Genomic DNA, 23,512 nt, shown 5'->3' on the forward strand with positions numbered 1-23,512 from the left:
GTGATTTGGGTGGAGGATTGGGTAATGCCAATGCATTGGCAGACATTAATCCGGCCGATATTCTTTCTATTGACGTGTTGAAGGATGCGGCAGCAGCAGCTTTGTATGGTTCACGTGCGGCAAACGGGGTCGTGCTGATTACTACCAAGCAGGGAAGCAGCGGAAAAGCAAAAGTAACTTATGATGCTTCTGTCGGTTTCTCTAACCGGACGAAGTTTATTGATATGATGAATGCACAGGAGTATGTAGACTTCAAGAATATGGCGGTTCGTAATGCATACGGAACAGATGTTGCAGCACAACTGGCTGCTATGGATAAGACATTCATAGCTAATCCTGCTTATGGTGATAAGGCGTTTAACTTGATGCCGGGAGTAGACTCTAATTGGGCAGACGCTATTTTTCAGAATGGGTTTACACAAGACCAGACTGTAGCTGTAAGTGGTGGAACGGAAAAAGTGAAATATTATATGTCGGCTAATTACAATACGCAGAAAGGTATTGTAGTGGGCGATAACTATAAACGTCTGGGTGGTAAGGCTAACATTGTGGCTAACGTGACAGACTGGCTGAAGATTGGTATGAACTCGAGCGTGAACGTAAGTTCTACATCGCAGGTGGATGCGGCACGTAACGGTTCAAGCTTTGCAGTAGGTGGTTTCCCGCGTATGGCGCTGGCTAACTCTCCGAATATGCCTATCTATGATGAAAATGGAAAAGGTTATTATGATCATTCGTTAGGTGTGTTAGGTTATGGACCTAATGCGGTAATGAATACGTTCTCGAATCCGGTGGCATTGGTGGAATTGGGTAATAAGACCAATGTGGATGTAAACCGTATTTTGAGCAGCTTCTTTGCAGAAGTTACTCCTGTGAAAGGTCTTACATTGAAAACCCAGTATAATATTGACGATGCACGTATCGAAAACTCTCGTTTCTGGTCACCTAATCATGGAGATGGCGTGAATAATGGAGGATATGCATTTAATGCGGCAGTACATAGTAGTATCTGGACCTGGACGAATACGGCTACGTATGATTTTACGGCTAATCGTCATCATTTCAACTTCCTGGTGGGTATGGAAGCTACTGAAAGCAGCTACAATGAATGGGATGCTTCTCGTACAGAATTGCAGGATGATAAGTTTACGAACTTCCAGGGAACTTTTGCCAATGCAACAGCTTCGGGCAGTATTTCCAAAAGCTCTATGGTTTCGTATTTTGGACGTATCAACTATGACTTTGCATCGAAATACATGTTCTCTATCAATTTCCGTCGTGATGGACTTTCTGCATTAAGCAAGGATAACCGCTGGGGTAACTTCGGAGGTGTTTCGGCTGCATGGCGTGTGTCGGAAGAAGCTTTCTTTGAACCGCTCAAGCATGTGATTGAAGACTTTAAGATTAAGGGTAGCTATGGTGTAGTGGGTAATACGAATATCGATGATTACGCTTCACGCTCGTACTATTCTCCTTATTATTATGGTTCTCAGGGAAGTTATCGTCTGAGTAAGATTGCTGACCCGAATTTGAAATGGGAATCTTCAGAAAAGTATGACGTAGGTTTCAGTGCACGTGTACTTGATCGTTTTGATATTGATTTTGACTATTTCTATACGAAATCTTCAGACTTGATTTTGGATGTGCCACAGGCTCCTTCAAAAGGTCTTCCTGGAAATATCCTGACAACCAACGCCGGAAAGATGACGAACTCAGGTATAGAGTTGACGATTTCTGCGGATATTTTGCGTGACGGTGCATTCAAATGGAATACAAGTTTTAATATTACGACTACTCGTAATAAGGTTGTGTCTCTGGCTAACGGTCTGGATAATATTATCAAAGGTGATGCCCGTGGATTGGAAATTACAAATATTACAGTACCTGGCAAATCTATCGGTCAGTTGTATCTGACACCGACAGGTGGAGTAGATCCGGAAACCGGGTTCCGTGTGTTCTATGGAGAGAATGGAGAACGTGTGCTGTATAATCATGCCTCAGAGGCAAAATGGATTCTTGAAGATGGAACACCTTATGAGGGTAGTCTGAAACCGGTAATTTGTGGCAATACGTTGCCTACTTGGTACGGTGGATGGAGTAATAACTTCTCTTACAAGAATTTTGACTTGTCTTTGTTCTTCCAGTTCTCGGGTGGAAACTATATTTATAATGGTACAAAGGCGACGGTAAGTGACATGCGTTATTGGAATAACTCGAAGGAAGTGCTTCAGAATTACTGGACGCAGGAGAGAAAGAATGCCATGTTCCCGAAACCAGTGTATGGCGATAACTATTCTAATGGTTCAGCCATGCCTATCAGCGAGTGGGTGGAAAAAGGTGATTACTTGCGTTTGAAGAATATCTCACTGGGTTATACTTTCAATACGAAGAACTGGGCGAGCGCCATCGGTATCAGCAAGTTGCGTGTATATGCACAGGTGCAGAACTTGTTCGTAATTACGGGGTATTCTGGTATGGATCCAGAGGTAATGTCGAATACGACTAATGCTACTCTGGCTCCGGGTACGGATAAAAATACCTTGCCACAGGCACGTACATACACATTTGGTGTGAACTTGGCGTTTTAATTGTTGAATTTTAAAAGCAGATTCGAATGAAAAAATATATTGTATATGCTATATTGATGGCTGGAACTACGTTGAGTAGTTGCAGCAGCAGTTTCTTGGATCAGGAACCACCTTTGTACATTGAGCCGGGAGATATTTATAATGATGCAAATCGTTTGGAAGCAGCTGTATTAGGCTTGTACGGTTCGATAAAAAATGATGCGTCGGATTCTTTCATGGGAGGAAAAACCTATCTGGTGTTTGATAACCGTGGAGAAGATATTGTAAATTCTGACCCGAACTTGATTACGCTGGCCAATACTTATAAGTTTAATGTGGGCAAAACAGATGCAGAAAATACGGTGACCTGGAGCATGGCATACGCCGCCATTAACCGTGTCAATATTTTCTTGGATGAGTTGGAAGGTGCTAAAGCTACTGCTGGAGAAAAGTATGAGCAGTATAAAGCGGAGGCAAAGTTTGTGCGTGCATTTGCTTATTACTATTTGAATAATCTGTATGCTACGCCCTACGTAATTAATCCGGATGCGAAATCAGTGCCTTTACGTTTGACTCCGGAAAAGAACGGTGAGCACAATGCGTTGAAACGTGCTACAGTGAAGGAGGTTTACGAACAAATTCTTTCGGATTTGGAGAATATCAGTGCGTTGCCGGTAAAAGCAAAAGCAGATGAACCGACTGTAACTCGTGCTACACAGGCGGCTGCCAATATGTTGAAGATGCGCGTGTATATGTCCATGAATAACTGGACAGAGGCGGTAAAAGCAGGTAAGCTGGTGACAGGCTACGAACTGACTCCGAAGTTTGGAGATATGTTCAAGGCTCCTTATTATACGGATGAAACCATATTCTCTTTGCCAATGAAGGAAACAAACCGCCCGAATACCCAGCAAGGATTGGCAGAATATTATTACGCTAAGAATACAATTCTGTGGGTAGACGTGGAAAACGGTATCATGGGCAAGCCGAATTACAATTCAGCTGATGATGCTCGTGTACAGATGAAAAATGAAAAGAATCAGCTGCTGAAGTTTACGGATGCTGCACAGAAACTGGATTGGGCACCGATTTTCCGTTATGCGGAAACATTGTTGAACTTGGCCGAATGTTATGTAAATTTGGGTGGAACTGAAAATGAAAAGCTTGCCAGAGAATGTTTGAAACAGGTGAGATTCCGTTCATTACCGGAGACAAGCAATCAGCTGGATATTGATCATTTGTCTGGTGAAGATTTGAAGATGGCAGTTTACAACGAGCGTCGTCTGGAGTTTATTGGTGAGGCGATGCGAGGCATTGATGTGTTGCGTCGTGGGGCAAACTTTGAACGGAAAACACAGATTACTCCGCAAAGTAGCGGATATGTCTGGCCGATTCCACAAAGCGAAGAATTGATGAATCCGGATTTGAATAAATAAGAAAGAAATAAAAGAGCGTATCTGTAAAGAGATGCGCTCTTTTTGCTTATATTTGTGCCGTATAGAAATTAGATTTACACTGAATGAAAGAATTTGTAATATCAGAAGCACAGACTGAAAAAGCTGTGCTGGTGGGTTTGATAACCCAGACTCAGAATGAACGTAAGACCAATGAATATTTGGATGAGCTGGCTTTCCTCGCTGAGACGGCTGGGGCAGAGGTAGTAAAACGTTTTACACAGAAACTGGATACGCCGAACTCGGTGACTTATGTAGGTAAAGGTAAGTTGCAAGAGGTGAAAGAATACCTGGAGTTGCAGAATGAGAGCGAGGAGACGGAAATCGGGATGGTGATTTTCGATGATGAACTTTCGGCCAAGCAAATCCGTAACATTGAGAATGAACTGAAAGTGAAGATTCTGGACCGTACTTCACTGATTCTTGATATTTTTGCGATGCGTGCACAGACAGCCAATGCCAAGACGCAGGTGGAACTGGCGCAGTATAAGTATATGCTTCCGCGTTTGCAGCGTTTGTGGACGCACTTGGAACGTCAGGGTGGTGGTTCCGGTGCCGGAGGTGGTAAAGGTTCTGTAGGTTTGCGTGGCCCGGGTGAAACTCAGTTGGAAATGGACCGCCGTATCATCTTGAACCGTATGGCTTTGCTGAAGCAGCGTTTGGCTGAAATTGATACGCAGAAGTCTACTCAGCGCAAGAACCGTGGACGCATGATTCGTGTGGCCCTGGTGGGATATACCAACGTGGGTAAATCGACCTTGATGAACCTGCTGGCCAAGAGTGAGGTCTTTGCGGAAAACAAATTGTTTGCTACGCTCGATACTACCGTACGTAAAGTCATTATCGAAAATTTACCTTTCTTGCTTTCGGATACGGTAGGATTTATCCGGAAATTGCCGACTGACTTGGTCGATTCGTTTAAATCTACGCTGGACGAGGTGCGTGAGGCGGATTTGCTGGTACACGTAGTTGATATTTCACATCCCGATTTTGAAGAGCAGATTCAGGTGGTAGAGAAAACAATTGCTGATTTGGGTGCGGGTGGAAAGCCTGGCATGATTGTATTTAATAAGGTAGATGCCTATACGTATGTAGAAAAGGCAGAAGATGACCTGACTCCGAAGACGAAAGAAAATATCACGCTGGAGGAACTGATGCATACTTGGATGGCGAAACTGAATGATAATTGTATCTTCATTTCCGCACGTGAAAAGACTAATATTGATCAGTTCCGTGATTTATTATATAAAAAGGTAAAGGAACTGCATGTGCAGAAGTATCCTTACAATGATTTTTTATATCAGACATACGACGAAGAATAACGACAAAAATATGACACAGCACTATCGTTTACTGACAAGAGAAGAAATCGCACGACTGGAGGCGCAACATTGTATTGCTTCCGACTGGAGTGGAGTTGAAGTAGCTGATAATTTTCGTACAGATTATATTCATCACGCCCGTTTCTCAGGAAAAGTGCGGCTGGGCGTCTTTGAAAAGGAGTTTACCTTGGCTGGTGGAATGACTAAGCATTCTGGTGTGTATTATGCTACTTTACACAATGTAACGGTGGGTGACAATTGTTACATTGAGAATGTAAAGAATTATATAGCTAACTATGAGATAGGGCATGATACGTTTATCGAGAATGTAGACATTATTTTGGTAGATTGCCATAGCCGTTTTGGAAATGGAGTGGAAGTTTCAGTTCTGAATGAAACCGGTGGACGTGAGGTAATTATTCATGACCGTCTTTCTGCTCATCAGGCTTATATTATGGCACTTTACCGCCATCGCCCGGTGCTGATAGACAAAATGCGAAAGATTATTGAGTCTTATGCAGAGTCACATGCGTCAGATACAGGGACTATCGGGAGTCATGTAATGATAGTGAATGCCGGTTACATCAAGAATGTACGGATTGGGGATTATTGCCAGATTGAAGGAACCGGTCGTTTGAAGAATGGAAGCATCAATAGTAATGAGCATGCACCGGTGCATATTGGGTACGGAGTGATTTGTGATGATTTTATCATCTCAAGTGGCTCACACGTAGAAGATGGCACGATGCTTACACGTTGTTTCGTGGGGCAGGCTTGTCATTTGGGGCATACCTATTCGGCTTCTGATTCATTGTTCTTCAGTAATTGTCAGGAGGAAAATGGAGAGGCTTGTGCTATTTTTGCCGGACCCTTTACCGTAACGCACCATAAGTCTACGTTACTCATTGCCGGCATGTTTTCGTTCATGAATGCAGGCTCAGGTTCTAACCAGAGTAACCACATGTATAAGTTAGGGCCGATTCATCAGGGGGCATTGGAACGAGGTGCTAAGACCACTTCTGATTCTTATATCTTGTGGCCAGCCCGTATTGGTGCCTTCTCGCTGGTGATGGGACGTCATGTCACTCATCCGGATACTTCGAATTTGCCTTTTTCTTATTTGATAGAGGAAAAGAATACGACTTATCTGGTGCCGGGTGTCAATTTGCGGAGTGTAGGTACAATTCGTGATGCGCAGAAGTGGCCTAAACGTGACCAGCGGAAAGATCCGAATCGTTTGGACCAGATTAATTATAACTTGTTGAGTCCGTACACCATTCAGAAGATGATGGCTGGTCGACAGATTTTGAAAGAGCTGGCTCGTGTGTCGGGGGAAACTTCCGAGATTTACTCTTATCAAAGTGCGAAGATTAAGAATTCGGCACTGAACAAGGGAATCAAGTTTTATGAGACTGCCATCCATAAATTCTTGGGAAACTCTGTCATCAAGCGTCTGGAAGCCATTCGTTTTGCTTCTGATGAAGAAATTCGTGCTCGCCTGATTCCAGATACGCCGATTGGAACTGGAGAATGGGTGGATATTTCCGGACTGATTGCCCCAAAGAGTGAGATAGAACGCCTGATGGAAGATATTGAGTGCGACCGTTTGAACAGTGTGGATGAGATACACGACCGTTTTGCGGAAATGCACGCCAATTATTATACGTATGAATGGACGTGGGCGTATGAAAAAATGCTTGATTTCTATGGCTTGCAGGCTGATAAGATTACAGCGGCAGACATCGCAGCTATCGTACGTCAGTGGCAGGAAGCCGTAGTGGGACTGGATAAAATGGTGTACGAAGATGCCAAGAAGGAATTCTCGTTGACTTCCATGACCGGATTCGGGGCAGATGGAAGCAGTGAGGAAAAGGTGCGCGACTTTGAAGAAGTACGTGGCGTGTTCGAAAGCAATCCGTTTGTGACAGCGGTGCTGGAACATATAAAGGTAAAAACGGAGCTTGGAAACGAACTGATAGAACGTGTAAAGAATTTATTGTAAAATGGGAGGTACTGCGTATGGAAAGAATATGCAGATATATATGTTTGCTTTGCGTTTGCTTCATGGTTTTGCAGGTGCAGGCCAATAGAAGAAAGGTGATGGAATGTCCGGGTTTCGTCTTGTCGAATACGACGGAGATAGAATTCAAACGGATTATCCAGACCAGTGAACAGACTCAGGTCGATGCGGTGATGTATGGTAAGCCGGGAACTCCGGTTGTCATTTCTTCAAAAGCAGCATTGAAATGGGCTGATGGAGGGATGGCACAGCTTCGTGAGGCGGAACGTATTTCCATTGATGGAGTGACTGAGCCGGAGGTAATCGAAGAGAATGGAACCTTGGAAATAACTCTTTCTTTTTCGCCGGTTCCTTCGGATGTGCATGAAGTGGACTTTATCGAGCCGGAGATGGGATGGAACATCTTTGGTATCCAGTTAAGTCGGGAAGAACCTTATGTGTATGTGCCTAATTATCTTACAACAGACAAGCCGGAGCGGAGTAATGAAATTCCAGAGCCTGGACTGGCAGTAGGAAAGGCTGTAGTAAACGGTTATATTTTAGGATATGATCCGAGAATGTCATTGTTCACGGAATTGGAATATGAAGACGGTCTTTTCCCTAAGGAATGGAAGCAAAGCATTAAAGTCCGTCAGGATGGCTCGTTTCATTTGGAAACAGAGTTGTTGCAACCAACTTTGACGGCATTGCGGTTGAACGAAGCGGTCTTGAAGCTGTTTCTTGTGCCCGACGAAGAGGTGACAGTATATATCAATCTTCCTCGCCTGAGTATGTCCGCTTCCCGTTTGCTGGGTAAACGTTACGAGAAAAAACAGAAGGCTTGGTTTGACGGGGCCGCTGAGACTATTAACCGGGAGTTGGCCAGTTCCCCTTCTTCTGCTGCACTGAATGCCTATCGTGCCGTAGAAAAAGGCTTGATGGAGAGTCCGGAGGTCGCTTCCAAGTTGCAATCTGACTATGAACAGGTGATACCCATCTGTAGTCGGCTTACTGCTTCCTCTTCTATATCTTCAGATGACCGGAAGGTGCTGAAAACGGTGAATTTCCCAGAAATTCGTATGTATGTGGAAGCTGTGGCAGAAGCACTTCAGCAGAATGCCGAACGGATGGAGTCGGTAAAGGAAGCAGTGATTGTTTCGCTGGATGCGCAGGTAGAAGGAGCGGATATTCTTCCTAAGATTATTGCTCCTCATAAAGGGCGTGCCATTTTGATAGACTTCTGGGCTACGTGGTGTGGCCCTTGTAAAAAAAGTATGCAGTCTATGGTACCTCTGAAGAAAAATCTGTCATCAAAAGACATCGTATATATTTATCTGACGGGACCTTCTTCCCCTGAAAATATCTGGAAATCAAATCTGTCCAAGATGACGGGAGTGCACTATCGGCTGACTGACTCACAATGGAAGTACTTGTGTACTTCTTATGGAGTAACTGGAATTCCTGCTTATCTAATTATCAGTCATGACGGAAAATTGCAGGGACGTTATGTGGGATTCCCCGGAGTAGATGTACTGCAAAAGGACCTGATTCGTGCAATAGAAGAGTAAGAAGAATTACAGATAACTTTTTGTAGGAATTAAGGAAAAATTTCAATAATACTTTGTAACTTTGTGTCCACTAATAACTCATAATTAATTTAATGTATTATGGCAACACCCGAATTCAAGTATCAGCCAATGTTTGAACATGGCAAGGATACAACTGAATACTATTTGCTTACAAAAGATTATGTATCTGTAAGCGAGTTTGAAGGAAAACCCATCCTGAAAATCGAAAAAGAAGGTTTGACTGCGATGGCCAATGCGGCTTTCCGCGATGTTTCTTTCATGTTGCGCCGCTCTCACAACGAACAGGTGGCAAAGATTCTGACTGACCCGGAAGCAAGCGACAACGACAAGTATGTAGCTTTGACTTTCCTGCGCAATGCAGAAGTTGCTGCCAAAGGCGTACTTCCTTTCTGTCAGGATACTGGTACAGCAATTATCCACGGTGAAAAAGGACAGCAGGTTTGGACTGGCTACTGTGATGAAGAAGCGCTTTCTCTGGGTGTGTACAAGACTTATACAGAAGAAAACCTTCGTTACTCTCAGAACGCTCCACTTACTATGTACGAAGAAGTGAATACTCGCTGCAACTTGCCGGCTCAGATTGACATTGAAGCTACTCAGGGCATGGAGTATGAATTCCTTTGCGTAACAAAGGGTGGTGGTTCTGCTAACAAGACTTACTTGTATCAGGAAACAAAAGCCATCTTGAATCCGGCTACACTGGTTCCGTTCCTGGTTGAAAAGATGAAGACTTTGGGAACTGCAGCTTGTCCTCCTTATCACATTGCATTTGTAATTGGTGGTACATCAGCTGAAAAGAACCTGTTGACTGTGAAATTGGCTTCTACTCGTTTCTACGATAACCTGCCGACTACTGGTAACGAATACGGACGCGCATTCCGCGATGTAGAACTGGAAAAACAGGTATTGGAAGAAGCGCACCGCATCGGTTTGGGTGCTCAGTTCGGTGGTAAATACTATGCACACGACGTGCGTATCATCCGTTTGCCGCGTCACGGTGCTTCTTGTCCGGTAGGTTTGGGCGTATCTTGCTCTGCCGACCGTAACATCCGTTGTAAAATCAACAAAGACGGTATCTGGATTGAAAAACTGGATTCAAATCCGGGCGAACTGATTCCGGAAGAATTGCGTCAGGCTGGTGAAGGCAATGCAGTGAAGATTGACTTGAACCGTCCGATGCCGGAAATCCTGGCTGAACTGGATAAATATCCGGTAGCTACTCGTCTGTCTTTGAACGGTACTATCATCGTAGGTCGTGACATTGCACATGCCAAACTGAAAGAACGTCTGGATCGTGGTGAAGACCTGCCTCAGTATATCAAGGATCATCCTATTTATTATGCTGGTCCGGCTAAGACTCCGCAGGGTATGGCTTGTGGTTCTATGGGCCCGACTACTGCCGGTCGTATGGACCCGTATGTAGACTTGTTCCAGAGTCACGGTGGTTCTATGATTATGTTGGCTAAAGGTAACCGTAGCCAGGCTGTAACAGATGCCTGCAAGAAACACGGTGGTTTCTATTTGGGTTCTATCGGTGGTCCGGCTGCCATCTTGGCTCAGAACAATATCAAGAGCATTGAATGTGTAGAATATCCGGAACTGGGTATGGAAGCTATCTGGAAGATTGAAGTAGAAGACTTCCCGGCATTCATCCTGGTAGACAACAAGGGTAATGATTTCTTCAAACAAATCAAACCTCGTTGCACTGGCAACTGTAAGTAATTGACACATCTGATATGCTTCTTTCTGTAAGATGTGAGAGGCATAAGACCATACAAAGGATTTGCAAACCGTAGCCTGTAGATGGCCGGAGTTGCAAATCCTTTTTCTTTCACTCTGCGCTGGCAGGTTTGTTTCACCATAGTGGATTAACAATGAATATTCTGCGTTTTTGTAAAAATTGGACGTTGCCCATAGCCATGGCAATGGGAGTCATTCTGTATTTTGTGTATGTCAATATCCCTTTTCTTGTACCTGCCAAGCCCTTTGTGGCTCATGCCATCGATATTGTACAGCCGGTATTGATTTTCCTGATGCTTTTTCTGACATTCTGTAAAATCAATGTACACGATTTGAAGTTGTGTGCCTGGCATTGGCGTTTGCTGCTGATTCAGGGAGCAAGTTTCTTGCTTTTGGGATTACTCCTGGTGATTTTCCCAGATTTCTCAGCCCGTATATTGGTGGAAGGAGCCATGATTTGCCTGATTTGTCCTACAGCAACAGCGGCTGCGGTGGTTACACGCAAGTTAGGAGGAGATGCAGCACATCTGACCACCTATACCATTTTAGTCAATTTGCTGGCAGCTATTTTGGTTCCGCTGGTACTTCCGTTGGTACACCCGCATCCGGAACTGAATTTTGGCAGTTCGTTTGCGCTGATTTTGGGAAAGGTGTTCCCTTTATTGCTTTGTCCGTTCCTGGCAGCCATTTTACTGCGGACTTTGCTTCCGAAAGTACATGCCAAGTTAGGACAGTATCATGAACTTTCTTTTTATCTGTGGGCTGTGGCGTTGACGTTGGCCATTGGGGTAACGGTAAAGAGTATTGTACACAGTGACGTGTCTTTTTGGTACCAGGCCGGATTGGGAGGCATTTCTTTGGTCTGCTGTGCCCTACAGTTCTATTTCGGGAAAAAGATAGGACGTCGTTACGGCGATTCCATCAGCTCCGGACAAGCCTTAGGACAGAAAAATACGGTATTTGCCATCTGGATGGGCTACACTTTCTTCACTCCTGTGACGGCCGTTGCGGCAGGATTCTACAGTGTGTGGCATAATGTAGTCAATTCCTACCAGTTGTATTTGCAGCGTAAATCGGAGGGAGAGTCCGATGCTTTGAAAAATTAACAGCTTGTCTGTCATTGCTGTGCTCGGAAAGTTGTAACTTTGCCGTCACTTTGTAATGTAGAAGAATAAATTCGCATGATTTCAATAGAAGGACTGAAAGTGGAGTTCGGAACTACTCCGCTATTTGAAGATGTATCGTTTGTTATCAACAAAAAAGACCGTATTGCACTGGTAGGAAAGAACGGTGCCGGAAAATCGACTATGCTGAAAATCCTGGCCGGATTGCAGCAGCCCACAGAGGGAGTGGTAGCCGTACAAAGAGGTATTACCATCGGTTATTTGCCGCAGGTCATGATTCTGAGCGATACACGTACGGTAATGGCTGAGGCCGAGATGGCCTTTGAGCATATTTTTGAGATGCAGGAAAAACTGGAGAAAATGAACCAGGAACTGGCCGACCGTACGGATTATGATTCTGAAAGCTACCATGAGCTGATAGAGCGGTTTACCCATGAGAACGAACGTTTCCTGATGATGGGAGGGACCAATTACCGTGCAGAGATAGAACGTACGCTTACAGGGTTAGGATTCAACCGCACAGACTTTGACCGTCCTACTTCTGAATTCAGCGGAGGATGGCGTATGCGTATTGAGTTAGCGAAACTGCTGTTGCGTCGTCCCGATGTGCTGTTGCTTGACGAGCCGACCAACCACTTGGACATTGAGAGTATCCAGTGGCTGGAGAATTTCCTGAAGATGAGTTCCGGCGCGGTAGTGCTGGTAAGTCACGACCGAGCATTCATTAACAACGTGACCAACCGTACCATTGAAATTTCCTGCGGACGGATATACGATTACAAGGTAGCTTACGATGAGTTTGTCGTGCTGCGTAAAGAACGCCGTGAACAGCAGTTGCGTGCTTACGAAAATCAGCAGAAAGAAATAAAAGACACGGAAGACTTTATCGAACGTTTCCGTTACAAGGCTACGAAAGCCGTACAAGTACAGAGCCGTATCAAGCAGCTGGAGAAAATCGTGCCTATTGAAATAGATGAAGAAGATACTTCTACACTTCGCCTGAAGTTCCCTCCTTCCATGCGCTCCGGTAACTATCCGGTGATTTGTGAGAATGTGAAGAAAGCGTATGGCGACCATGTGGTCTTCCACGATGTGAACCTGACTATCCATCGGGGTGAAAAGGTAGCTTTTGTGGGTAAGAACGGTGAAGGTAAGTCTACGCTGGTGAAGTGTATCATGGACGAGATTCCCTATGAAGGAAAACTGACCATCGGACACAATGTACAGATTGGCTATTTTGCACAGAATCAGGCACAGCTGCTTGATGAAAACGTAACTGTCTTTGATACTATCGACCGTGTAGCAAAAGGAGACATTCGTCTGAAGATTAGAGACATCTTAGGTGCCTTCATGTTTGGAGGAGAAGCTTCCGAAAAGAAAGTAAAGGTGCTTTCAGGAGGTGAACGCAGTCGCTTGGCTATGATTAAGCTGCTGCTGGAGCCGGTGAACTTCCTGATTCTGGACGAGCCGACCAACCACCTCGATATGCGTTCGAAGGATGTACTGAAGGAAGCTGTGAAAGAGTTCGACGGTACGGTCATCGTAGTATCTCACGACCGTGAGTTCCTTGACGGACTGGTGACCAAGGTGTACGAATTTGGTGGCGGACTGGTGAAGGAACATATCGGCGGAATCTACGACTTCCTGCAAAAGAAGAAAATGGAGAATCTGAACGAACTTCAGTTGTCCCAATCTCCGCAGACTGCTTCGCTCAAGAAAGAAGAGCCGGTAGAGAGTGAACGAAAACTTTCGTATGAAGCGCAGAAGGAGCTGAACAAGAAAATCCGCAAGTTGGAGAAGCAGGTGGCCGACTGCGAGGCAAAGATTGAGAAACTGGAAGAGCAGGTGGCACAACTGGAGGAACAGATGGCTACCCCTGAAGGTGCTTCCGATATGAAGCTGTACGAGCAGCACCAGCAACTGAAAAAGCTGATTGCGGAGGCAGAGGAGGAATGGACACTGCTGCTGTCGGAACTGGAAGAAATGAAATAAATAAGAGAGACTTGATTAAAATAATGCATTTATGAACAAGAAGAATTATGTAGCCGTAGCTACGTTGGCATTTGCTATGTTGACAAGCTGCGCCGGACAGAAGGAAGCGAAAAGCACTTCTGGCATTGATTTGGCAAACATGGATACTACCGTGTCTGCCGGTACGGACTTTTTCCGTTACGCATGTGGAGGATGGAACGATGCACATCCGTTGACTGCCGAATATTCTCGTTACGGCACGTTTGATGAACTATTTGAAAACAGCCAGAAGCAGTTGCGCGAACTGATTGAAGGATTGGCTGCGCAGAAAAATAATCAGGCTGGTTCTGCCGCACAGAAAATCGGTGACTTGTATAACATGGCAATGGACAGCGTAACCCTGAACAAACAGGGTGCAGAACCGGTAAAAGCCATGCTCGATAAGATTGCCGGCATGAAAGACAAGAGTGAAATTGTGCCAATGATGACTGAAATGGCTCATATCGGTATCGGTACCTATTTCCGTAGTTATGTATATGCTGACCCGAAGAACAGCTCGCTCAACATTTTCCAGATGGGACAGGGTGGTATCAACCTGGGTGAAAAGGAATATTATTTGGATACTGACAGCATCACTCAGAATATTCGTGAACAGTATAAACTTTACATCGGCAAGTTGTTCCAGTTGGCTGGTTTCTCTGAAGCAGATGCACAGCAGAAAGTGGCTGATGTGATGGAAATCGAAACTGCCATTGCTAAAGTATCACGTAGTGCAACAGAACTTCGTGATCCAGAAGCTAACTATCACAAAATGTCTTTCGATGAGCTGAAAAAGACCATTTCCGGAATCGACTGGGATGCTTATATGAAAGGTTTGGGTATTCAGGTTCCGGCTGAACTGAACGTAGAACAGGTAGAGCCGATTCAGGAAGTCGCTCGCCTGATGAATACACTTCCGTTGTCTAAACATGTATCGTATCTGGAATACAACCTGCTGGATGCAGCAGCTTCTTGCCTGAGTGATGATTTTGTAGCTGCCCGTTTCGATTTCTATGGCAAGGTATTGTCAGGACGCCAGGTAAATCAGCCGCGCTGGAAACGTGCTGTAAACTCAGTGAACGGCATGTTGGGCGAGCTGGTAGGCGAAATGTATGTGGAAAAATACTTCCCGGCTGCTGCCAAAGAACGTATGGTGAAGTTGGTGAAGAATCTGCAGACTGCCTTGGGTGAACGTATTGACGCACAGGAATGGATGAGCGACAGCACCAAAATCAGAGCACACGAAAAATTGGCTGTTTTCCATGTAAAAGTAGGTTATCCTGACAAGTGGAAAGACTATTCTAAGCTGGAAATCAAGAACGATTCTTACTGGGCTAACGTATGCCGTGTTTCAGAATGGGGATTCAATGATATGTACAGCCGCATTGGTAAGCCGGTTGACAAAGATGAATGGCTGATGACTCCGCAGACTGTCAATGCCTACTATAATCCGTCAACTAACGAAATCTGTTTCCCTGCTGCTATTCTTCAGCCGCCGTTCTTCAACATGGAAGCTGATGATGCTGCCAACTATGGTGCCATCGGTGTAGTAATCGGTCACGAAATGACGCATGGATTCGACGACCAGGGCCGTCAGTTCGACAAAGACGGAAACCTGACCGACTGGTGGGCTCCGGGTGATGCTGACCGTTTCAAGGAACGTGCACAGGTAATGGTGGATTTCTTCAACAAGATTGAAGTATTGCCGGGCCTGCAGGCTAACGGTGAACTGACACTGGGTGAAAACTTGGCCGACCACGGAGGTTTGAACGTAGCTTATCTGGCTTTCCAGAATGCAACTAAGGATGCTCCGCTTGGTGTAGTCGATGGCTTCACTCCGGAACAGCGTTTCTTCCTGGCTTATGCTACTTTGTGGGCTGGTAACATCCGCGACGAACAGATTCGTGTGTACACTAAGTCAGATCCTCACTCATTGGGTAAATGGCGTGTAAACGGAGCGTTGCCTCACATTCAGGCTTGGTACGATGCCTTCCACATCACACCGTCTGATCCGTTGTATGTAGCTCCTGAAAACCGTGTGAACGTGTGGTAAACTACAGACGATAATTCACAATCTCTATAAATGGGGGTATATGAACTGTTGCAAGGTTCATGTACCCCTCTTTTTGTTTTTAAGATGGAGAATCCACAGGGCATGTAGTCTGTTGTTCTTTTTCTCCTGAAATATTCTTTCAAATGTGCTTGTCTATTCTCTGTTTCACATAGCGGGATTTGTATCCCACACTGTGAAATATATATACTACACTGTGGTTTTTGTATTTCACAGTGTGAAACAGAGAATTTGTCCTGAAGTTTGGAAGGATGGATAAGGCAAATTTGTGGTTTGCGAGGGAGGAATTCACGGTTTCCGGTGATGTATACCTTAAATGAAAAACTTTTCTTTGTAAAAGAAAACATTCAAAAATGGGAATTATGAAAAACAAGTTAAGTTTTTTATTGTCAGTTGTTTGTCTGTGGGGAGTAATCTTAGTTTCAGGATGTAGTGAAAAGGATGAGACTCCCACAAATCTGACTTTGAAAGAAGGTACACAAACTACTCAGGTGGTTTATGCCGATGAGGTAACGAATCAGGGTGGAATCAGTTTTACAGCTCTGTCCGACTGGACAGCCACAGTAACAGAAGTTGCGACAGAAGCTGCAACCAAGGCTACTTCGGGAAAAGTGGAATGGCTGGAATTGAGTGCCTATAGCGGAGGTCCTGGTGAATATACCTTAACCTTGACATTGATAGAGAACCTGACCGGAAAGGACCGGAAGGCTACCATCGAAATTCGTTGTGGTAACGATGTGATAACCATTACCGTAGAGCAGAAAGCTACTACAGAAGCAGGGGAAACTCCTGCCCCGAAAGAGAAGCGTCTGGCTCGTTATGAGATTACAAATTCAAGCAGCTTGTATCCGGACAGCTATACTAAGTCTATTGGGGAACTTACTTATAATGAGAACGGAAAGCTGGTAGCCTTGAAAACCATTAGTTACCAAGGCGATATGCAGGGATATTTCACAGAGAGAATCTATCAGTTCACTTATCAGGAAAAACAGATGTGGATTGACCTGAAAACACTTTCCGGATATGAATCGGATGAATCGTATGTGATTACATTGAACTCAGAGGGTTATGTATCACAGTTGTATAAGAAAAAGGAATCTTCTTCTGAGCAGCATACATTGTGGATGTTTATTTATTCCGACGGTTATCTTCAGCAGATACAAGAAGATTATGACTATTATCCAGGTGACCATGAAGATGGGGATGAGGAAGATGGAAATGTGGCAATCAATCCGGGAGTATCTTCTGGCAGGATGGGACGTGCTTCGGATAGGTCTATTCTGCAATTGAACTGGCAGAATGGCAACCTGATGTCGACGGAGGGAGAATTCTCGGATGAAAGCTATATGAGTTATGCATATACTGAATATCCGAATGTAACGCCTTACTTTGATTTTAATGTAGTGGTTCGTCCGTTGTTCGGCAGTCATACTTATGAATATGATGACATGGTGTCCATGCTTTATATGTTGCGTATGATGGGTAAAGGTAGTAAGAATCTGGTAACGAAAGATGTCGTGGATTGGGGATATCGTATGCCGGAACCGGGAGAACCGGAAGTGATACATGAAGATACATGGGCTCCTTTTGCATATAGCTTTACGGAAGATAATTATCTGGATGTAATTACTGGCAAGTGTACTTTGTATTCATACCAGGAGGATGAACATGGAAATCATGTTTCAGAGTCTACGTCTTATTACAATGATGAATACCGTTTTGTGTACGAGTGACTAGGAGGCTGTCTCAAAATGAAAAACAGAGATAGGTTTACTTATAGTGTAACCATTCTATTTTCCGCCATGACAATTTTATCGGCTGTTTTTCAGCCGATAAAATAAAAATGTCCGCAAGAAAATAGTTTAGTTTTAACATTCCGATTGATAAAAACATGGCAGAAGGGCTTTTTTCAGACAAAGCAGACGGGCAAGCAAATCAGGGGAAAAGATTCCTCCAAGGTTTTTCAAGGGATGCTCCATCGTGTTAGTGAAAGTGCCGTCTGCAAGCTTTACCCTTGCCACCTTGTACACATGCTCCACGTTATGAGCACGCACATGTTCTATAAACCTGTATTCCCACACATCAGCCATTCCGTTACGCTTCATAAGCCTTGCACCATCCGGGAGTTGGTAATAGTCTTCTATTTCATGAACAATTACCTTATCCACCTTCAGCCTGGTCTTTGCTGCACGGGGAGCAGTTTCCTTTTTCCTTGAAGGCCTGCAGTTCTGTGCAGGTGCGTTACCGGAAGAGGTATTGCTGCCGGTACCGTTACCATCGGTCTTATTATCATCATCACCTTTCTTGCCAGAACCGTCGTACTCGGACTTCTCCATTGCAGATTTGTCAATGTTTCTCGTAAAGCACATAAAAACCGCGTTCGTAATGAAGTATCTTAACGACCTTCCGGTTCCTGGACATGAACATATATACATTGGATGCATCGCTCGGGTCAAGTGACATCTCTTCCCTTATACTCTCACACAGGCGGAAGATTCCTTTCCGCAAATCCACATTACCGTTGAACAGGTAATAGTTCAGGTTAGCACTCAGTCCAAGCATATCATCCTATCATTTTATTAAGCAACAGGCTCAAGTCAAGAACTGTGGTGTTTCTCAGGAACAGTGTGGCACCTGATGTCAATTGCAGCTTAACCCATCTTATAGGAGATTCACCTTCAGGTTGTTTCACCTCCAACTTTACGGTTGGACTGTTGCAAGGCTTGCCGGTTATCCGGACTTTGGCAACCTTGGGTTGCTCAACCTGAACTGTCTTGCCTAACTTTTCGCTCCATAGCTGATGACGCTGCCAGTTCATGAACTTGTCGTAATTTACTCCATAATCCGCACAGAACTCACGAAGATCCTTGGTCTCACTGCATAACTGATAGAGGTCATATACCTCCTGGTAGTTTACTTTTTCTTTTGCCATAATCATTGTTGTTTAAGGGTTACGGCGCAAAGGTAGGTTTAGGGAACATGCGTGTCAAGGCGGAAAATAGAATGGTTACGGTATGCCAAATAAACTCTATAATATATATATTCCATAATTACTATATGCCTTATTTTAAAAAGAATAATGACCTAACAGCCACTCACAAAATTACTTTTTTCTTCAATAAATACGCCAAAATGGAAAGAAATTATCTGTGTATCAGTTTGTTTTTTTAACACTTCCTATTTGGTGATTTGTTTATGATCAGAAAGTTGACTATTATAATGACGAAACTAAATTTTCAATGCCTGAATAGTAAAGTCTTGCCATTTCCTAAGAAGAGAAAGAGCAGATTGGTATTGACGTTGTTGAAGTAGCGTTCTTAATTCCATAAGCTGTATCATAGCTGTATCTGTAGAAATAGAAGTTTTCTTTCCACGGAAAAATTGCTCAATACAAATCTTCGCTTTGATTTTAGTTAATACTTTTAACGCTTTATTGTATTCTTCCAATGTGATTAACGTAGCAACTAAAGGAAAAAAACGATTCGCAAGACCTTGATTATAACATGGGATCTTCTTGCCATATTGCCTTATAAATTCTTCAAAGGAATGAATGGAATGCTTTTGGAGTTCTTGATGTATTTTTCTTTCGGCAAGTTCTATTTCCGATAATGAAAATATGCCAATGTCTTCGCCGCACCCTATATCATAAGTAGGACATGGAACATACAGACATTGATAAAACCAATATAAGCGAAAACATTTTTTATCACTGGTAGAATCTGTCATAATACCGAATAATATTTTGAATCCATTTTGTTCAATGATACGCCATGCAAGACCATTGCTTTTATTGAAGCTATTTAGCATGGGGAACGTATTTAATATCTTGTTTCTATCATATAGTTTCATCGGTGCGCAATTTTTTACCTATACTATTATTGAAGATGATAATTTGAATGAAGTCCGCTTCCTGGCTTGAGTGTAAAATAGTGAATCCTTTATCTGCTAATTGTTTGAGATAGCGTTCAAGCTGTTTATCTCCACAAGGCAGTTCCAAGGCGAAATCATCAAATTTTTGTGGAAAATCCTCATAGTCAGAATTAGGGGTATGAAAATACAATGCGGGCTCTATTCCAAAATCTTTTTGTACTCCTATAAATGCCCACAATTGAAATTCAAATGGGGTTTCTTTGCTCTTCATTGCGATAACATTGAAACTGCACATCATGGCATCTAAATGTTGCTTGATGGCATCCCAGCGGAACAATGGCTGCTTGGGACAATCAAAATGGATATGGTCATAGTCGTATTGCGATTGTCCATTTTCCAGATAATCTATCCATTCGTCCATTTTTCTATGCACAGCCAGTGTTCCGACTTTCAATCTTCTGTAATATCGATGTTGTCCTCTGAATTTCTTCATTTTTCCATCCATTTATACGCATAACAGCAAATCACTACTGGTAAAACCGAGAACAACGCAAAGCAACCAATCGACGACAAATACGCAAAAGAAGCAAAAGGAATCCCGAATATGGGATAAAGGGCTATGGCAAAGAGATTATAGGTAATGAAAGAGAAAAGCATGCTATACCCTATGAGCTGCCACACTTTCCCGGCTTTAGAGACTTTCCACGTTGCTACTCCACCTATAAAGAAGCATAGCGGATAAATAAGTAACTGCCCTATAAGGTAAAACAAGCTTATCCCATAGCTCAATGCTTCTATACAAACTGTTGCCACACCACACAGCAACATGGCTGCTTCAAATTTCCAAATTCGTTTATCGGTTAGTTTCATTGCTTACCTCCTTTCCGCCAAAGACATATATAACTATTTAATGGATTATGCACAGAATGGGTTACCTGTATATATCAAAGATTATGCCATCATGCCGAATGAAAAATATAAAATCATATTTCATGTCTGTAACAAGAATATCATCTACGACTGGGTACCAGATGTAAGAAAAGTATTTGCAGAAATCATCATAACTAAAAACATCAATCCGATTTTCAAAATTCCAAACAACAGCAATCTCATCAAGATGATTCGTTTTTGTAAAAAGCCTTTCCACTTGAAATTCGTCTGATGCAGCATTCATATCTTCTCTTGGCTCTCCTATATTCTGCAAAATATTGAAGTTCTCGCATTGAACATGAAATTGCACTGAAAGTTCGTTAAGGAAAGAAGAACTTTCTTCCATGGATAAAGTCTTATAGAACGTAAAATCTTTTTCTGATTCTTTTTTGAATATTTCAAGCTTAAATCTATCCATTACACAATCGTTTTCTTGTTTACCAGTGCGTATATAAGATTCTTATTTTACCAGTTCAAATTGTTTCTTAGGGCAGCTTCTACCATATCTATATCTATGCCATTATTGCTTTACCCGAATTAGGTATGTCATCAGCTGCCCTTTTAAGTATAAGATAATTAATCCCTTAGTAGAAAGCAGCTGCGCATTTTTGCGCATTTTTTTAATAATTGAATGATATATTACTATATTTAATATAGGAAACATGGCAATAGTAGAACTCGTTACATTAATCCTATATTGCAATAATTCATACTGTGTATATTTCTCTTTAATATAAAACAAATCTACCAAGTATGTATTGATATATCCCAATGATAGCCAAACTGCTAATACGGTGGAATGTTGATTAACCCATGACAGAATTCGACTACTAATAGTTGGATCATACATTATTTGATAAAAAAAAGCGTGAGACAATATGACTGCGGATATTGCTAACGCAGCCCATATCTTGTAAACTAAGATGGCCTTAGCTGAATGTATAATTACTGTGTCAACTATTGAGAACAGTATTATTCCCCAATTTGCAAGGGAAAGAACTATCGCCAATAAAAGAAACAACCCAAATATCACCCTATTGATTGCATGAGAGACTCTTTCCATAAAAAACTTTTTTATTTAAATGTTGTGGAATATCAAAATCACCTGCACCGAATTAGCTTTCTTCTTTAAATAACTCATAGTGCTGTTTCAACCACTTGCATGGAGTTCCATTATAGTGATCGTAAATCCGATCAACAATGTGGTGAGCATCCCATACGGCTGCCCTTTCTAATCCGACTGCTTGTTCTTTTTCAATGGGAAAAATTTCACCCGTCATAGGGTTATAACATTCAAACTTTCCAGAATAATCATGATATATATACTGCATAGGGGGATTCTTGAATTCATCCCTGATAGGGAGTTTCCCCACTTTTTGCCATACTCCTTTAGTCACCACCTCTTTGTATATGTTTGTGATGAATAGAACAGGCAAATCCGCCAATATAGTTATATCTTTAATTGGGGACAGACTCTTAAAATCAAAGAATGCACATTGACTTTTATAAAGTATTTGTGCATAAGTATAATACTCATTATTGATAGGAATTTCCAATATGGCTCCTGATGTCATTTGCTGTCTTTTGGGAGTTTTTATCTCCAAATTCTTATTGTCTTGCTCTTTCATATGTGTCTGATTTTGAATTGTTATGAACTATAATATCTAATTTTATAAGACTTCATCAAACGGAATATGTCTATTAAAGTGATTGCTATTCATTTGATTGAATAATATGCTGTATCAGTCTTCCTCTAACATATAAATGCAAAAAATCTCGCTTGCTAATCTTTTGTTTTAAAGCACCGGATTTAATTATTGAAAAATAGATGCATATGTTTATTAAAGGGAGCATGACAATAATAGAATCCGTAATATTTACACGATACTGAAGTAAATCAAATTTTGAATATTTGTTTCGTGTGTAATATAAATCCAACAAATAGGTGTTACATAGTCCCATAGTCAATACAAACCACGGAGTAATATCATGACCTTTGATCCATTTAATTAGCAATGCGTATATTTTATTGTCATACATTATTTGGTATAAGAAAGCGTGAGAAAAGAACATCAATACGATGCTTATAATCCCTAATGAATATAGGGCTTTTTCATACCATGTAAAACAGTTGATTAAATTGAGTATAGTTATGATTATTAATCCCCATAATGCTACCGACAAAATAGATGCGGTCAACACAAATAATATCAGAAAAAACTTATTCATTTCATGTATTATTTCAGGTCTATTCATGGCACATCCTGATTTTGTCCCCAAAGACCAGTCTGTTATTCTCTTACCCACAAAGTTACTTTTTTCTTTGATAAAGCCGTCAGTTGGAGAATAATTTATCTGTGTATCAGATTGTTTTTAACACATTATTCTGCAAACACAACTGGTGATTGGAAGAATGTTTTTATTTTATCTCCGCAGATTAAACTTGTCTATTGTACAATGCAATAGCAGACTCAACTGATGCCTCTATGTAGTTTAAATAGCATCGACTAGTTTGGGACAATAGCCAAATGTAATAGCATACATACTCCTTTAAAAGCTGAGATTCACTTTGACGAAACTTTACGGTGATTATTTTCCCGTCATTCTCGATTGTTGCAATTTCATTGATGGTTGCTACATAATCACAAAGGATTTTTTTACCATCTACAAATTCATTATATGGCTTACGGTGATATTTTGATTCTAAGTAACCCAGATAAGCTGTTGGTGTTATTGCCGGATAGTAAAAGAAAGGATTTCCCAATACTCCTAACGAAAGAACTGAATCTGAGGTATGATTCATATAACCGTCGTCATCAGTTTTTATAAGGGAAAT

18 protein-coding genes and 2 pseudogenes are annotated in these 23,512 nt (G+C 42.4%); 10 read left to right on the forward strand and 10 right to left on the reverse strand.

Going from position 1 to position 23,512, the window contains the following annotated elements:
* The 10 genes from WKT20_RS14460 to WKT20_RS14505 form a co-directional block, all read left to right on the forward strand.
* Positions 1-2,588: SusC/RagA family TonB-linked outer membrane protein (locus tag WKT20_RS14460; protein ID WP_340417572.1), on the forward strand; the 2,588-nt coding region annotated here is incomplete at its 5' end.
* 26 nt (positions 2,589-2,614) lie between these two features.
* Entirely contained in the window at positions 2,615-4,003 is a 1,389-nt protein-coding gene (locus WKT20_RS14465; protein WP_117701930.1) for a RagB/SusD family nutrient uptake outer membrane protein, read from the forward strand.
* 83 nt (positions 4,004-4,086) lie between these two features.
* Positions 4,087-5,343, forward strand: coding sequence for a GTPase HflX (hflX, locus tag WKT20_RS14470; protein ID WP_118441154.1), 1,257 nt, complete (start codon positions 4,087-4,089; stop codon positions 5,341-5,343).
* Positions 5,344-5,353: 10 nt separating this feature from the next.
* Positions 5,354-7,345: a DUF4954 family protein gene (locus tag WKT20_RS14475; protein ID WP_118164199.1), complete on the forward strand. Its 1,992-nt coding sequence runs from the start codon at positions 5,354-5,356 to the stop codon at positions 7,343-7,345.
* A gap of 17 nt (positions 7,346-7,362) precedes the next feature.
* Positions 7,363-8,910, forward strand: a complete 1,548-nt coding sequence (locus WKT20_RS14480; protein WP_340417573.1) for a TlpA family protein disulfide reductase — start codon at positions 7,363-7,365, stop codon at positions 8,908-8,910.
* A 99-nt stretch (positions 8,911-9,009) separates the two neighbouring features.
* On the forward strand, positions 9,010-10,653 hold the full coding sequence (locus WKT20_RS14485) for a fumarate hydratase (RefSeq protein WP_007557817.1): 1,644 nt from the start codon (positions 9,010-9,012) through the stop codon (positions 10,651-10,653).
* A gap of 152 nt (positions 10,654-10,805) precedes the next feature.
* Positions 10,806-11,777 (forward strand): bile acid:sodium symporter family protein, encoded by a 972-nt coding sequence (locus WKT20_RS14490; RefSeq protein ID WP_340417574.1) that lies wholly within the window; start codon positions 10,806-10,808, stop codon positions 11,775-11,777.
* 75 nt (positions 11,778-11,852) lie between these two features.
* Positions 11,853-13,787, forward strand: a complete 1,935-nt coding sequence (gene abc-f, locus WKT20_RS14495) for a ribosomal protection-like ABC-F family protein (RefSeq protein ID WP_340417575.1) — start codon at positions 11,853-11,855, stop codon at positions 13,785-13,787.
* 31 nt (positions 13,788-13,818) lie between these two features.
* Entirely contained in the window at positions 13,819-15,858 is a 2,040-nt protein-coding gene (locus tag WKT20_RS14500) for a M13 family metallopeptidase (protein ID WP_340417576.1), read from the forward strand.
* Between the two features lie 380 nt (positions 15,859-16,238).
* A complete protein-coding gene (locus tag WKT20_RS14505; protein WP_340417577.1) occupies positions 16,239-17,609 on the forward strand; it encodes a BACON domain-containing protein in 1,371 nt (456 codons plus the stop codon).
* A gap of 174 nt (positions 17,610-17,783) precedes the next feature.
* Here the strand turns inward: WKT20_RS14505 and WKT20_RS14510 are convergent.
* From WKT20_RS14510 to WKT20_RS14555, 10 genes and pseudogenes are all read right to left on the reverse strand, one after another.
* Positions 17,784-18,233 (reverse strand): annotated as a pseudogene (locus tag WKT20_RS14510) (IS66 family transposase); the annotation flags it as partial.
* A pseudogene (tnpB, locus tag WKT20_RS14515) lies at positions 18,229-18,438 on the reverse strand (IS66 family insertion sequence element accessory protein TnpB); the annotation flags it as partial. The pseudogenes WKT20_RS14510 and tnpB, both read right to left, overlap by 5 nt.
* Before the next feature lies 1 nt (position 18,439).
* Positions 18,440-18,808, reverse strand: a complete 369-nt coding sequence (locus WKT20_RS14520; protein WP_227994625.1) for a hypothetical protein — start codon at positions 18,806-18,808, stop codon at positions 18,440-18,442.
* 296 nt (positions 18,809-19,104) lie between these two features.
* Complete coding sequence (locus tag WKT20_RS14525; RefSeq protein ID WP_340417578.1) at positions 19,105-19,725, reverse strand: hypothetical protein; 621 nt, start codon at positions 19,723-19,725, stop codon at positions 19,105-19,107.
* Positions 19,712-20,239, reverse strand: a complete 528-nt coding sequence (locus WKT20_RS14530) for a hypothetical protein (protein ID WP_340417579.1) — start codon at positions 20,237-20,239, stop codon at positions 19,712-19,714. The genes WKT20_RS14525 and WKT20_RS14530 overlap by 14 nt, the downstream gene beginning before the upstream one ends.
* On the reverse strand, positions 20,236-20,616 hold the full coding sequence (locus WKT20_RS14535) for a hypothetical protein (RefSeq protein WP_340417580.1): 381 nt from the start codon (positions 20,614-20,616) through the stop codon (positions 20,236-20,238). The genes WKT20_RS14530 and WKT20_RS14535 overlap by 4 nt, the downstream gene beginning before the upstream one ends.
* A gap of 61 nt (positions 20,617-20,677) precedes the next feature.
* Positions 20,678-21,094 carry a hypothetical protein gene (locus WKT20_RS14540; protein ID WP_118164181.1) on the reverse strand — a complete coding sequence of 139 codons (417 nt, stop codon included), beginning with the start codon at positions 21,092-21,094 and terminating at the stop codon, positions 20,678-20,680.
* 102 nt (positions 21,095-21,196) lie between these two features.
* Entirely contained in the window at positions 21,197-21,739 is a 543-nt protein-coding gene (locus tag WKT20_RS14545; protein WP_340417581.1) for a hypothetical protein, read from the reverse strand.
* A 52-nt stretch (positions 21,740-21,791) separates the two neighbouring features.
* Positions 21,792-22,304, reverse strand: a complete 513-nt coding sequence (locus tag WKT20_RS14550) for an Imm26 family immunity protein (protein ID WP_302559480.1) — start codon at positions 22,302-22,304, stop codon at positions 21,792-21,794.
* A gap of 809 nt (positions 22,305-23,113) precedes the next feature.
* Positions 23,114-23,512, reverse strand: a 399-nt coding sequence (locus WKT20_RS14555; RefSeq protein ID WP_270653985.1) for a hypothetical protein, incomplete at its 5' end; no start/stop codon positions are given.

The sequence above is a fragment of the Phocaeicola sp. ICN-14070 genome, from assembly GCF_037892625.1.
Taxonomy (GTDB): Bacteria; Bacteroidota; Bacteroidia; order Bacteroidales; family Bacteroidaceae; genus Phocaeicola; species Phocaeicola plebeius.

Coding starts and splice junctions, on each gene's coding strand:
- WKT20_RS14465 (WP_117701930.1), top strand. CDS start 2,615: ATGAAAAAATATATTGTATATGCTATATTGATGGCTGGAACTACGTTG.
- hflX (WP_118441154.1), top strand. CDS start 4,087: ATGAAAGAATTTGTAATATCAGAAGCACAGACTGAAAAAGCTGTGCTG.
- WKT20_RS14475 (WP_118164199.1), top strand. CDS start 5,354: ATGACACAGCACTATCGTTTACTGACAAGAGAAGAAATCGCACGACTG.
- WKT20_RS14480 (WP_340417573.1), top strand. CDS start 7,363: ATGGAAAGAATATGCAGATATATATGTTTGCTTTGCGTTTGCTTCATG.
- WKT20_RS14485 (WP_007557817.1), top strand. CDS start 9,010: ATGGCAACACCCGAATTCAAGTATCAGCCAATGTTTGAACATGGCAAG.
- WKT20_RS14490 (WP_340417574.1), top strand. CDS start 10,806: ATGAATATTCTGCGTTTTTGTAAAAATTGGACGTTGCCCATAGCCATG.
- abc-f (WP_340417575.1), top strand. CDS start 11,853: ATGATTTCAATAGAAGGACTGAAAGTGGAGTTCGGAACTACTCCGCTA.
- WKT20_RS14500 (WP_340417576.1), top strand. CDS start 13,819: ATGAACAAGAAGAATTATGTAGCCGTAGCTACGTTGGCATTTGCTATG.
- WKT20_RS14505 (WP_340417577.1), top strand. CDS start 16,239: ATGAAAAACAAGTTAAGTTTTTTATTGTCAGTTGTTTGTCTGTGGGGA.
- WKT20_RS14520 (WP_227994625.1), bottom strand. CDS start 18,808: ATGGCAAAAGAAAAAGTAAACTACCAGGAGGTATATGACCTCTATCAG.
- WKT20_RS14525 (WP_340417578.1), bottom strand. CDS start 19,725: ATGAAACTATATGATAGAAACAAGATATTAAATACGTTCCCCATGCTA.
- WKT20_RS14530 (WP_340417579.1), bottom strand. CDS start 20,239: ATGAAGAAATTCAGAGGACAACATCGATATTACAGAAGATTGAAAGTC.
- WKT20_RS14535 (WP_340417580.1), bottom strand. CDS start 20,616: ATGAAACTAACCGATAAACGAATTTGGAAATTTGAAGCAGCCATGTTG.
- WKT20_RS14540 (WP_118164181.1), bottom strand. CDS start 21,094: ATGGATAGATTTAAGCTTGAAATATTCAAAAAAGAATCAGAAAAAGAT.
- WKT20_RS14545 (WP_340417581.1), bottom strand. CDS start 21,739: ATGGAAAGAGTCTCTCATGCAATCAATAGGGTGATATTTGGGTTGTTT.
- WKT20_RS14550 (WP_302559480.1), bottom strand. CDS start 22,304: ATGAAAGAGCAAGACAATAAGAATTTGGAGATAAAAACTCCCAAAAGA.